Origin of the sequence: Bacillus haynesii (genome assembly GCF_014042035.1) — a bacterium.
GTDB classification, from domain to species: domain Bacteria; phylum Bacillota; class Bacilli; order Bacillales; family Bacillaceae; genus Bacillus; species Bacillus haynesii.
Genome location: NZ_CP059494.1, coordinates 2,644,962 through 2,659,238, shown reverse-complemented (window position 1 = coordinate 2,659,238; position 14,277 = coordinate 2,644,962). Strand labels below are relative to the sequence as shown.

4 protein-coding genes and 1 riboswitch are annotated in these 14,277 nt (G+C 49.5%); all 4 genes read left to right on the top strand.

Features of this window, described 5'->3' with window-relative positions:
* The first annotated feature begins 1 nt into the window (after position 1).
* The 4 genes from H2R00_RS13020 (at position 2) to licA (ending at position 14,264) form a co-directional block, all read left to right on the top strand.
* Positions 2–1,120 (top strand): ABC transporter ATP-binding protein, encoded by a 1,119-nt coding sequence (locus H2R00_RS13020; protein WP_182069353.1) that lies wholly within the window; start codon positions 2–4, stop codon positions 1,118–1,120.
* On the top strand, positions 1,107–1,973 hold the full coding sequence (locus H2R00_RS13015; RefSeq protein WP_154995477.1) for an ABC transporter permease: 867 nt from the start codon (positions 1,107–1,109) through the stop codon (positions 1,971–1,973). Before H2R00_RS13020 ends, H2R00_RS13015 begins: the two co-directional genes overlap by 14 nt.
* Positions 1,966–2,778 carry an ABC transporter permease gene (locus tag H2R00_RS13010; RefSeq protein WP_182069351.1) on the top strand — a complete coding sequence of 271 codons (813 nt, stop codon included), beginning with the start codon at positions 1,966–1,968 and terminating at the stop codon, positions 2,776–2,778. The genes H2R00_RS13015 and H2R00_RS13010 overlap by 8 nt, the downstream gene beginning before the upstream one ends.
* 467 nt (positions 2,779–3,245) lie before the next feature.
* Positions 3,246–3,332, top strand: a riboswitch (cyclic di-GMP riboswitch).
* A 183-nt stretch (positions 3,333–3,515) separates the two neighbouring features.
* A complete protein-coding gene (gene licA / locus H2R00_RS13005) occupies positions 3,516–14,264 on the top strand; it encodes a lichenysin non-ribosomal peptide synthetase LicA (protein WP_182069349.1) in 10,749 nt (3,582 codons plus the stop codon).
* Positions 14,265–14,277: the final 13 nt, after the last annotated feature.

The following is a 14,277-nucleotide window of genomic DNA, read 5'->3' as shown; positions in this document are numbered from 1 at the left end:
CATGAGTACAATTCAGATTCAGCATGTCAGCCGGCATTTCGAAAACACCATCGCATTGGAAGACGTACAGCTTGAAGTCAAAGAAGGGGAGTTTTTCTCTCTCCTCGGTCCGAGCGGCTGCGGAAAGTCAACGCTCCTTAATATTATTGCCGGGTTCCTTGAACCGACGTCAGGTTTTGTATATATAGGGGGACGAGATGTAACTAATTTGCCGCCATACGACCGACATATCGGAATGGTTTTTCAGGATTATGCTTTATTTCCGCATCTCAGCGTATTTGACAATGTGGCATACGGATTGAAAATTCAAAAATGGCCCCGCCGTAAGATTGAAGAACGGGTGATGGAATGCCTCGCTCTTGTCAGGCTTGAAGCGTTTGCTAAACGCATGCCCCGTCAGCTGAGCGGGGGCCAGCAGCAGCGGGTGGCGATTGCCCGGGCATTGGCCGTTCAGCCGTCTGTGCTTTTGCTTGACGAGCCGCTGAGCAACCTGGATGCGAAACTTCGAAAGGAAATGCAGACGGAGCTGCGCAGTATCCAAAAGCGCGTCGGCATTACAACGATTTTAGTGACGCACGATCAGGAGGAGGCTTTAAGCTTATCAGACAGAATTGGAATCCTTGGACGCGGCAGGCTTCAGCAGCTTGGCACACCGTTGGACGTGTACCGCACGCCTGCCAATCAATTTGTCGCCGAATTTATCGGACAGGTCAATTTGCTGAAAGCGCGTAAGTCGGAGGTACAGCCTTCAGCGGGCGGTTACGGCTACGAAGCGATCGATTTCGAAGTGTATGAAGGCGTTCCGCTGACTTTTGAAATCAACCAGAATCTCTTAAAAAAATCCTCTGTATTGTTTATGGTGCGGCCTGAGAGAATCTCAGTTTCCTTCGAGAAGCAGAAGAACAGGCTGATTGAAATGCCTGCAACGTTAACGGAAGTCAGTTATGCCGGGCATGCTCTCAGGCTGAAAGCAGCTGTTTTCAAAGGTGAATGGATCATTCAGGCGCCCGATCCTCAATTTCCAAGATTGCCGAAGGCGGGAGATCAAGTGTATCTTTCTTTGGAGCCGGAAGATTTTGTTCCGCTGGATGTAAAGGAGGATGCAGATGGGTGCTGTTGAACAAAAACGATTTTATTGGTTTTTGCTTGTTCCTGTCCTTTTATTTCTCGGCGTTTTTCTTGTTTTGCCGCTTGTTCTGCTGCTGTTTTTAAGTTTCAGAGACGTGGACGCTATGATGAATACGCTCGATACGTATAGTTTTTCTCAATATATCGAAGTGTTTTCTTCAGACATTTATTTGAAAACAATCGGTATAACGCTTTGGACGGCGTTGAAGACCACTGTTCTATGCCTTGTGATGGCGTATCCGGCGGCATATTTACTCGTTAAGGCGCAAACCGGCAGGCTGCGGGCTTTGTTTTACATTTTGCTTGTATCTCCTTTATTGACCAGTGTAGTCATTCGGACGTTTTCCTGGATTGTGCTGCTTTCGCAAAACGGGATCGTCAATGAGGTGCTTATCAGCATGAAGGTGATTGAAAAGCCCCTGCCACTTTTATGGAATATGAACGCCGTCATCATTGCATATGTCCAGGTTATGTTGCCGTTTGCTGTGCTGCCGCTCGCAGGTTCTTTAAGCGAAGTGAAACCCGATCTTAAATTTGCTTCGATGAGCCTTGGAGCGGGGAGGCTGCGGACATTTTTTTTCGTGACCTTGCCGATGACGGTTCCAGGATTGCTGACAGGAGCAATGATCGTGTTTTCGCTTTCTGCAGGAAGCTATATTACGCCTCTTCTCGTCGGGGGAAGGATGCAGCCATTGCTGCCGTTGTCAATCTATCAGCAGGTCATGCAAGTCTTTCATCTTCCTCTTGCAGCCGCCATGGCGATTACTTTATTAGCCGTTGTCAGCGTGGTCATCGGAATCCTTGGCTTTTTCCAAAAGCGTTGGGAGGCGAGAATAAATGGGTAGACGATTCCGCCGTCTGTCTGGGGGAAAATGGATTGATGCGTGTGTTTGGACTGCGGGTTTATTGGTATACCTTTTTTTGGCGCTGCCTGTCTTTGTGATCATACTGTCGGCTTTCAGCCCGGACGAATATCCGAAGTTCCCGCCATCAGGCGTCTCGCTGCGCTGGTTTGCCGGAGTTTTCAGCAGCACCGGCTGGATGGAATCGATTTGGGTCAGCTGTATGCTGCTCCTCGTTGTAACGCCTCTTGCGGTGATCCTTGGAACTGTTGCAGCCTATGCATTGGCGCGGCTCAACTTTCCTGGAAAACAGGCGATTCAGGCTTTTATTTTATCGCCGTTGATGATTCCCCAAATCGCATTAGGCGTGTCCTTTCTCTATTTATTGACAATGATTGGGATGAACGGCACGTTTGCCGGGCTGGCCGCCGGTCATATGCTGATCAGCCTTCCGTATGTTGTTCGGACGGTCGGAGTCAGCATGGCAAACGTGGATCCGAAGCTTGAGCTGGCATCCATGAATCTCGGTGCAGGTCCCTGGCATACCTTTTTTCATGTCACCTTGCCGCTCATTAAACCGGGAATCATTGCGGGAGCTGTTTTTGCCGCAGTAACGTCATTCGGAGAAATCTCAATCAGTCTGTTTGTTTCTTCACCGGCTGTCACGCCTGTACCGGTTCGTACGTTCAGCTATATTGACCAGACGTTTGATCCGAGCGTTAATGCGATTTCGGTTATTTTTATCACAGTTTCAGTGATTGCGCTGATCATCATCGAGCGGACGATCGGGCTCTCAAAATCCATGTAGCTGGCGAAACTCAGCCTGCTTATTTGTATGGAACATCGGAAGTATTTCAAGATACCGTTTAGAATGAGACAGTTCAGCAAATTTACCGTTCTGCTTCAATGTTTTTGCAAGCCGGTTTGTCTTTTCCCGTCAGTTTAAAAAGCCGGGTAAAAGAAACGTTTTAATTGAATGAATATTGTAAAAGGAAACGCTGAAGCTTTAACGGACTTTCATGAGTTATTTATGAAATTCATGCTGTTTTTTTAATATTTTAATATACTCTTCATCTAAGATTTGGAATATTTTGCGGGTTTAAACGATTTTTTTCGTTTTCCCGCATATTTTTTTGTCGATTTCGGGATCGCGCATTAACATTCATGGATAACATTCGGCATCCCGCATGAAACTTTTCACCTATTTTTCGGTGAAAAAAACAAAATTTTCATTTAAAGTGAACTGTGAGCAGAAAATGAATTTATATCAAGAAAAGCAGATAAAGGCAAACCTGCGGAAACGCAGGGACGCAAAGCCATGGCCTAAGGTGCTGACGGTGCTACGGTTGACAGGTTGCCGAATAAACAGGGAGTTCGCCCGTTTTTATTCGGGTGGGCTCTTTTCTTTTTATTTCCAATATAATGTTTTATTGGAAACGACAAATCTGTGACAGCGTTTTTCGCTCATCGCAAAACCGCAACATTGCATTGCGGATTGGCTGTTCGCATCGTCATACATAACAAGAGATAAAGGAGGAATAAAGAATGGGAAACACATTTTACCCGCTGACACATGCTCAAAGGCGAATTTGGTACACGGAAAAGTTCTATCCCGGCACAAGTGTTTCAAATTTGAGCGGCTTTGGAAAATTAAAATCTGCATTCGGAATCGATTCCGGGTTATTGACTGAAGCCATTCGCCAGTTTGTTCGTACGAATGAAACCATGCGATTCAGGCTGATGTTTGAAGGAGAGGATGAGCCGAAGCAGTATATAGCGGAAGACGAACCTTTCCAGATTGAATATTTTGACGCTTCAGAAAGCGGAGGAGCAGACGGCGTTCTTAAATGGGGACAAGCTGAGGCGCGCAGACCTCTGCCTTTGTATGAAAGTCCGCTGTTTAAATTTGCCGTTGTTCGCATCAGTGAAGAAGAAAGCTGGTTTTTTGCAAAAGTTCATCATATCATTTCCGATGGTATTTCCATGACGATCCTGGGCAACCGGATCACAGACATTTATTTGAAGCTTGCCAAAGGGGAAACCGACCTCGAACCTGTACAGTCATCATTTACGGAACACATTCAGAGTGAATTGGAGTATGAAAATTCGAAGCGGTTCCAGAAGGATAAAGCATATTGGAACGCACAATATGAAGTGATTCCGGAGCCCGTATCGTTAAAAGCGAGCGATACGTATCAGATCCAATTGGATGCAGCTCGCTTTTCAAAAGAGATTTCCCCTGCCCTGTATAAAAAAATTCAAACGTATTGTAATGAACATAACATAAGTGTACTCTCACTGTTCCTATCCATTCTGCACATTTATATGCACCGGGTAACCGGACAAAAAGACGTCGTTCTTGGAACATTTATGGGTAACCGGACAAATGCAAAAGAAAAACAGATGCTCGGAATGTTCGTGTCGACGATTCCGATGAAAGCCTCCATTGATGTACACCAAGACTTTAGTGCATTTGTGCAGGAAAGAATGAAAGACCAGCTGAAAATCATTCGGCATCAAAAGTATCCGTACAATCTGCTGATTAATGATTTGCGGGAAAGACAGCCGCATGTCAGCAAATTGTTCGCCATCTCACTGGAATACCAGGTTATGCAATGGCAGCAAAAAGAAACGGTGTCATTTCTTACTGAGCCGATTTTCAGCGGCAATGAAGTAAACGATATTTCCATTCACGTGAAAGAGAGATGGGACACCGGTACGCTTGCGATTGATTTTGATTACAGGGAGGAGCTTTTTACCTGTGAAGAAATGGCCATTTTATATGAACGGCTGATGACGCTGCTTAAAGATGCCCTGCTGTCTCCGCAAAAAACAATCGCTGAACTGGAGATTGTTCCCGCTTTTGAAAAAGAGCAGCTGTTAAAGCGTGCATCAAGCCAAACCATTGCATATGACAAGAACATGACCCTGCACGGTTTATTTGAACAAATAGCAGCCGAGCGTCCTGAAAAAACCGCGGTTGTATATGAAGGACAAAAACTTTCGTACCGCGAGCTGAATGAACAATCAAATCGTTTGGCAAATGCGCTTCGGAGAAGAGGCATCGGGCCTGACGCTCCGGCTGCGATAGTGATGGAGCGGTCAGAGCGGGTCATCACGGCGATGCTGGGCGTTTTGAAAGCCGGCGGAGCTTATGTACCGATCGATCCCGGTTTTCCGGAAGAAAGAATCCGTTTTATGCTGGAGGATTCTAAGGCCAAAGCGGTTATCACAGACAGCGGGCTGACTTTTGAAACGCCCGAAACTGTAAGGTTCAGCGAAGCGCTTTCTGAATCGTGGGAAAACGGCCATCCGTCTTCAGAGGCAGGCGCCGGGCACCTTGCATATATCATTTATACTTCCGGAACAACAGGCCGTCCAAAAGGCGTCATGATTGAACACAAGCAGGTTCACCACCTTGTAAGAGGGCTTCAGCAGGCTGTTGGTACATACGATCAGGATGATTTGAAACTTGCACTTCTGGCTCCGTTTCATTTTGATGCTTCCGTTCAGCAGATTTTTACGTCTCTATTGCTCGGCCAAACGTTGTACATCGTGCCGAAAAAGACGGTTTCCGACGGACGCGCTTTATCGGCTTATTACCGCCGGCATCAAATCGATGTGACAGACTGTACGCCGGCTCATTTGCAGCTTTTGTCTGCGGCTGATGATCTTTCAGGCGTCAAGCTGAGGCATATGCTTGTTGGAGGAGAGGCTTTATCAAGGGTCGCAACGGAAAGACTGCTTCAGTTATTTGCAGAAACAGCTGAATCCGTGCCTGCTGTTACGAATGTTTACGGACCGACGGAAACTTGTGTAGATGCCTCTTCTTTTACGATGACAAACCGCACGGATCTTCAATACGATACGGCCTATGTACCGATCGGCCGACCGATAGGAAACAACCGTTTTTATATTTTGGATGAAAACGGTGCACTCCTACCTGATGGCGTCGAAGGGGAATTGTATATTGCAGGAGACGGAGTCGGGCGAGGCTATTTGAACTTGCCTGACATGACCAGAGACAAGTTCTTGGAAGACCCGTTTGTCCCCGGAGGTCTCATGTATCGAACAGGGGATGCTGCACGTTGGCTTCCTGACGGTACGGTTGATTTTATCGGCCGAAAAGACGATCAAGTGAAAATCCGCGGCTACCGGATCGAGCTTGGCGAGATAGAGTCGGTGCTGCAAGAAGCCCCTGCTGTCGAAAAGGCAGTTGTCCTCGCGCGGCATGAAACCGGCGGCAGCCTTGAGGTTTGCGCTTATATCGTGCCGAAACAAGGCGGAAAGTTTCACCTTCAGGTGGTGAGGGAGCACTTATCCAAGCATCTGCCCGACTATATGGTCCCTTCATGCTTTGTCGAGCTTGATGAAATACCGCTGACAGCAAGCGGCAAAGTCGACCGGAAAGCGCTGCTTCGTCATGAAGTCTCTGTCAGCGGGGCTACAGAGTATGAGGCGCCGAGAAATGAATATGAAGAAAAAATGGTAGGTATATGGCAGGAAGTGCTTGGAGCTGAACAAGTCGGAATCAACGACCAGTTTTTTGACCTGGGCGGCCATTCTCTCAAAGCGATGGTCATGTTGGCAAAAATTCAAAAAGCTTTCGGTGTCGAGGTTCCGCTGCAAGTCCTATTTGAAAAGCCGACAGTAGCGGCGCTGAGCGACTTTGTTTCTGAAGCGGAGAAAGACGGATTCACGGTTATTGAACCGGCGCCGGAAAGTGACGATTATCCTCTCTCATTGGCGCAGCAGCGAATCTATATCGTCAGCCAGCTGGAGGATGCCGGAGTCGGCTACAATATGCCGGCCGCGGCGATGCTTGAGGGCACCCTCGATCTTCAGCGTCTTGAAGCTGCTTTTCAAAAACTGATTGATAGGCATGAGGCGCTGCGCACTTCGTTTACAGTTGTCGATGGCGAGCCGAGGCAGATCATTCATCAAACGGTTCAGTTTAGGATTGAGAAAGTCGAGGCAGAGGACAAGCCGATCGAACAAATGGCGAAATCTTTTGTCCGCCGCTTTGATCTTGCCAAAGCTCCGCTGATGAGAGCAGGCCTCGTCCGTCTTGCAGACAGCAGACATCTGCTGTTGTTCGATATGCATCACCTCGTATCTGACGGCGTGTCGATTTCGATCATATTGAATGAGCTGGCCGTGCTGTATAAAGGGGAGGAACTGCCGGAGCCGCATTTGCATTACAAAGATTATGCTTTCTGGCAAAGGACGCAGGCACAAGAAGGTTTTCAAAAAGAAGAGGCCTATTGGCAAAGCGTGTTTGCCAGCGAGCTTCCCGTACTCCAGCTGATGACGGATGAGCCGAGGCCGCCTGTTCAAAGCTTTGAAGGAGACAGGGTATCCGCAGTCCTGCCAAAAGACATGAAAGAAAAATTAGCCGTGCTGGCAGAGCAAAACGGCGCGACATTGTACATGGTCATGTTGTCCGCGTACAACATGTTTCTTGCAAAGTACTCCGGGCAGGAAGATGTGATCGTCGGGACGCCGGCGGCCGGCCGAAGACATTCCGATCTGGAAGGAATCATCGGCATGTTTGTTAATACGCTGGCGATCCGTTCAAAAGTGGACCCGGGCAGAACGTTCGCAGATTTCCTCCATGATGTTAAGAAAACGGTAATCGATGCTTTTGAGCATCAGGATTATCCGTTTGAGCGGCTTGCGGAAAAGTTTGGTGCATCTCGCGATTTAAGCCGTCATCCCGTCTTTGACACGATGTTCATTTTGCAAAATGCATGGGAAGACATTCCGCTGCTCGGTGATTTGCACCTCTCGATTTATGAAACGAATTTCAATATTGCAAAATTCGACCTGACGCTGCAGGCAAAAGAAGAGCAGGGAGAATTGATTCTTGATTTGGATTACAGTACGAAGCTGTTTAAAAAAGATACGGCTGAAAGGATGCTGAAAGCATACTTGAACCTTCTGGAGGACATGACGGCTGATCCGCTGCGCAAGATTGGCGAGTACAGCCTTTTGACAGAAGAGGAAATAAATCGTCAGCTCGTCGCGTTCAACCCCGCGACAAGCGATTATCCGCGGGAGAAAACGATCGTTCAGCTATTCGAGGAACAGGCGGCAGAAAGAGGCGGGCATCCTGCCTTGCAATTTGAAGACAAAGTATGGTCATACGATGAGCTCAATCGGAAAGCGAACCAATTGGCGAGGCGCCTCCGCGAAAGAGGTGTGCAGGGCGGCACGACGGCAGCGATTCTTACCGCCAGGTCAGCTGAAATGGTCATCGGCATTCTCGCTGTGCTGAAAGCCGGCGGGGCTTATGTGCCGATTGATCCCGATCATCCGGAAAAGCGTGTGCAACATTTCTTCAAGGACAGCGGAGCGGCGGTTCTTTTAACGCAAAAGGCGATGAAGCCGCTCGCTGTGGCGGCTGAATTTGGCGGCGACATCCTATTTGTGGAGGATGAACATCTTTATATGGGAGATACATCTGATTTGCGCCTTCCGATTTCTCCGGAAGCAATGGCAAATCTAACGTACACATCTGGAACGACAGGGACGCCGAAGGGCAATATGGTCTCTCACCGGAATATTTTGCGTACGGTAAAAAACGCGAATTACTTGGAAGTGATGGAATCCGATACCGTTCTTTCCATTTCAAATTATGTGTTTGACGCCTTTATGTTTGATGTGTTCGGTTCATTGCTGAACGGCGCCAAGCTGGTGATAGCCCCAAAAGACACGATTCTTGATATGATCCGGCTCGCACATGTACTCGAAAAAGAAAAGGTTACCGTCTTAATGATCACAACTGCATTATTCAATCTGCTGACAGACATGCGGCCGGACAGTTTGAAGGGACTTCGCAGGGTTCTGTTCGGCGGCGAACGTGCATCTGTCGATCATGTCAGAAAAGCTTTGAAGACAGTTGGCAAAGGGCGGCTGCTTCATATGTACGGCCCGTCTGAGAGCACGATCTTTACAACCTATCATCCAGTTAACGAAGTGCCGGACGATGCGCAGGCTATACCGATCGGAAAGCCTGTCAGCAATACGGAGGTTCTGATTCTTGATTCATTCGGCAATGTCCAGCCGGCAGGGGTTGCGGGAGAATTATGCGTCAGCGGAGACGGCCTTGTCCGCGGCTATTTTAACCGCCCGGAACTGACGGCTGAAAAGTTTACGGCGCATCCGTTCAAAACCGGCGAGAAGATTTACCGGACGGGTGATATGGCGAGATGGCTTGCCGACGGATGCCTCGAATTTATCGGCCGGATTGATCATCAGGTCAAAATTCGCGGACAGAGAATCGAACTGGGCGAAATCGAGCACCATCTCCTCACACATGCCATGGTTCAGGAAGCCGCTGTTCTTGCTGTTGACAGCGGGGCGGGAGATCAAATGATCTGTGCATACTTTACAGCCGATCAGGAGCTTTCAAGTGAAGAGCTTCGCCGACATGCGGCAGAAGGTCTGCCGGGCTACATGATCCCGTCCGTGTTTATGCAGCTTGATGAGCTTCCGCTCACAGGCAATGGAAAGGTTGACAGAAGGGCGCTGCCTGAACCGGATATCGCGCAGGCGGCGCAAAAGGAATATACGGCGCCAAGGAGCAGCACAGAAGCGCAGCTTGCCGATCTTTGGCAGGAAGTGCTCAATGTACCGAAAATCGGTGTGCATGACAATTTCTTTGAACTCGGCGGACACTCTTTACTCGGAATGACGCTCATCGCCCGCATCCAGCAAGAGATGAATGTTGACCTGCAACTGAAAGACTTGTTCCAGGCACCGACAATCGAAAGCCTGGCACAGGCGGCGGCAAAAGCTGAGAAAAAATCAGCCGTTTATATTGAAGCGGCGCCGGATCAGGAAACGTACCCCGTATCTTCGGCGCAAAAACGGTTGTACGTCCTTCAGCAGATCGAAGGCGCTGAGAAAAGCTATAACATGCCGGCCGTTCTCCAGCTTGAAGGGAAGCTTGATTTGAAGCGCCTCGAGTCTGCCGCGCAAATGCTGATCAAGCGCCATGAAGCATTCCGCACGACGTTTGAAATCAAGGACGGCGAACCTGTTCAGCGGATTTGGGAAGCAGCGGAATTGACCATTGATGTCACCGATGCAGATAAACAAGAAGCGGAAAAGCTGATTAAAGAATTTATCAGGCCGTTTGATTTAACAAAGGCCCCGTTATTTAGAATGAGCATCATACGTGTCACGGAAGAAAAACATCTTTTGCTTGTGGATATGCATCATATCATTTCAGACGGCGCTTCCGTCAGCGTGCTGATCGATGAGATGACAAGGCTTTATGCGGGAGAGGCGCTTGAACCGCTGAGGATTCAGTATAAAGACTATTCTGTATGGCAGCAGCATCTGCTGACAGAACGGCACAAAATGCAGGAGGAATACTGGCTCAAAGAGCTGGACGGCGAACTGCCTGTTTTGACGCTTCCGGCAGACTACCCGCGTCCTTCTATTCAAACGTTTGAAGGAAGCCGTCTCAGCTTTGCGCTGAAACCGGAGCTTGTCCAGCAGCTGAGAAAACTGGCCAAGGAAACGGAAAGCACTTTATACATGGTGCTCGCTGCCTCATACAGCGCGTTATTATCAAAACTGAGCGGACAGAGCGAGGTTATTGTCGGCTCTCCGGCTGCCGGGCGGCCGCATGCCGACTTGAACCGTATCATCGGCATGTTTGTCAATACGCTTGCGATAAGAACGCGTCCTGAAGGAGACAAGCTGTTTTCTGCATTCCTTGAGGAAGTGAAAGAAACGACGCTCGGCGCATTTGAGCATCAAGATTACCCGTTTGAAGAACTCATCGAAAAGCTGAACATCCAGCGCGACATGAGCCGAAACCCGTTATTTGATGCCGTCTTTTCAATGAAAAATGCCGATTTGAAAGACTTGTCAATGGAAGGGGTCACACTTGAGCCGTATGATTTTGACCATCAGACCGCGAAGTTTGATCTGACGCTGACAGCGGCGGAAGAAGACGAACTTCTCGTTTTTGAAATGGAATACAATACAGCTCTCTTTAAGCGTGAATCGATCGAGCGCTGGAGCGAGTACTGGGTCAACCTGCTTGAAGCGGTTGCGAAAAACCCGGATGTCTGCCTTTCAGAGCTTTCGCTTCTGGATGAAGCGGAAAAACGGCGGATCGTGTACGAATGGAATGACACAGTGCTTGACGTGCCGCAGGACAAAACGGTCCATGGGCTGTTCGAAGCACAAGTCCTCCGCACGCCTGACCGTGGGGCAGCCGTGTACAACGGCGTGGAGTGGACGTACAAAGAGCTGAACGCGCGGGCGAACCGCCTGGCCCGCCTGCTGATCGAAAAAGGGGCTGGTCCTGAACAGCGGATCGGGATCATGGTCAGGCCTTCGCTTGAAATGGCCGCCGGCGTGCTCGCGATTTTGAAAGCGGGAGCGGCCTATGTGCCGATCGATCCCGGCTATCCGGCCGAGCGGATCGGATACGTGCTGAGAGACAGCGGTGCAGAGCTGCTTTTGACGCAAACAAACTTAGCCGTACCTGGAGAATTCAGCGGTGAAACGCTTCTTCTCGATTCGATACTGAGCGAAGAAATCACAAAAGATGATGAAGTGAACCCGCAGGCAGGTACACAGCCAAACAACCTGGCATACTTGATCTACACATCGGGCACGACAGGCCAGCCGAAAGGCGTCATGGTCGAACATCAGTCGCTCGTGAACTTGTGCTATTGGCATAATGATGCATTCTCGGTCACCGAACAGGATAAAAGCGCGAAATATGCCGGCTTCGGTTTTGATGCTTCCGTCTGGGAAATGTTCCCGTACTGGATCGCTGGAGCGGAGCTTCACATCATCGATGAATCGATCCGGATGGATATTACGCGCTTGAATCAATACTTCGAAGAGAACGGGATTACGATCACGTTCCTGCCGACACAGCTTTGCGAACAGTTCATGGAGTTAGACAACAAGTCGCTGCGCGTGCTGCTCACGGGCGGAGACAAGCTGAAACGGATCGAAAAACGGAATTACACACTTGTCAACAACTACGGGCCGACGGAAAACACGGTCGTTGCGACGAGCACGGCGATCGATCCTGATGAAGGGATGCTTTCGATCGGAAAGCCGATCGCCAATACCCGGGCGTATGTGCTTGGACAAAACAACGAAGTTCAGCCTGTCGGCGTCGCGGGCGAGCTGTGTATCGCCGGCCGCGGGCTTGCGCGCGGCTATTTGAACAAGCCGGAGGAAACGGCGAAGCGTTTTACGGAAGACCCGTTTGTGCCGGGCGAGCGCATGTACCGGACGGGGGATGCGGTCAAATGGCTGAAAGACGGGCAGCTTGAGTACATCGGCCGGATCGACCAGCAGGTGAAAATCCGCGGCTTCCGGATCGAGCTTTCTGAAATCGAAGTCCAGCTCACGCGACTTTCTGAAGTGCAGGAAGCAGTCGTCACCGACATCGAAGACGCCTACGGCAACAAAGCGCTGTGCGGCTATGTCGTTGCGAATGAACAGCTTGATCCGGAAAGCCTCGCCCGCAAGCTGGCGCAGACGCTCCCGGACTATATGGTACCGGCATTCTGGGTGCAGCTTGATGAGCTTCCGGTTACGGCGAACGGAAAAGTCGACCGAAGGGCGCTGCCTCAGCCTGATGTCGAAGCGCAGACAGCCGAATACAAAGCACCGCGCACGGAAACGGAACAGCTGTTGGCGGACATTTGGCAGGAGGTTCTCGGTATAGACCGAATCGGAATCAGCGACAATTTCTTCGCGCTCGGCGGGGACTCGATCAAAGGAATTCAGATGGCAAGCCGGCTTCAGCAGCACGGGTGGAAGCTGGAAATGAAGGACTTGTTTCAGCATCCGACGATCGGAGAGCTCAGTGCTTATGTTCAAGCGGCTGACAATCAGCCGATCGATCAAGACCCTGTCGAAGGAGAAGTCACACTGACGCCGATCCAGCGCTGGTTCTTTGAGCGCCGATTTACGAACGAGCATCACTGGAATCAGTCGGTCATGCTTCATGCTTTAACAGGGTTCGACCCGGAAGCGGCAGGCAAGGCTTTAAGCAAGCTGATCGAACACCATGATGCACTTCGCATGGTTTATCAGCGAAATGGAGACGGGATTGTTCAGTACAACAGAGGGCTGGAAGAAACAGCGGTTAGCCCTGAAGTCATCCGCTTCAATGAATCGGGCGCTGAGCTTGAAGCTGCCGTGTTGAAGGCATCAAACCGGATTCAAAGCAATATCGATTTAACCGAAGGCCCGCTTTTGAAAGCGGCGATCTTTAAAACGGATCAAGGCGATCATCTTCTCATCGTCATTCATCATCTCGTTGTGGACGGAATCTCATGGAGAATCCTCCTTGAGGATTTCGCCGCCGGGTACGCTCAGGCTGAAAAAGGGGAGCCGATCATTCTTCAAGAAAAGACGCACTCTTTTGCTGAATATGCGGCTCGCCTGAAAGAATACGCAGGGTCAAAAGCTTTCGCAAAAGAAATCGGCTATTGGCAGGAAGTCGAGCAGGCGGAGACGGCACCGCTTCCTAAAGATGATGAAGCAGAGGACAAACGGATGTGCCATACGAAAACGGCTGAGTTTTCTCTCTCAAAAGAAGAAACGGAACAGTTGATGACAAAAGTTCATGAAGCATACAACACGGAAATGAACGACATTTTACTTACGGCGTTAGGCTTGGCGCTGAAAGAGTGGACCGGGCAGGAAGACTTTATCATCAGCTTGGAGGGACACGGCCGGGAGGACATCATAGAAGGCTTGAATATTTCCCGGACGGTCGGCTGGTTTACAAGCCAGTTCCCGGCGCTGATTCAAATGCGCCATTCCGAAGATATCGGCTATCAAATTAAACAGATCAAAGAAGAATTGCGCCACATCCCGAATAAAGGAATCGGCTATGGCATTTATCGTTATTTGACCGAAGAAGGCAAAGAGGCGCAGCCGATCAAGCGTGATATCAGCTTCAACTATTTGGGCCAGTTTACAGAGATGGCGGATTCGGGTCTGTTCACGAGATCAACTTTGCCGTCCGGCGATCCGCTCAGCCCGGAAACGGAAAAGCCGAATGCGCTAGACATCGTCGGCTATATCGAAAACGGCATTTTGACAATGTCAATTGCCTATCATTCACTCGAATACAAAGAAAGCACCGTCGCCGCTGTCGCCGCAAGCTTTAAAACTTATTTGCTGCAATTGATCGATCATTGCTTAGAGCGGGATGGAGGCGAACTGACCCCGAGCGATCTTGGAGATGACGAACTAACGCTTGAAGAATTAGATAAACTGATGGAAATTTTCTAACAAAAAAACGAGG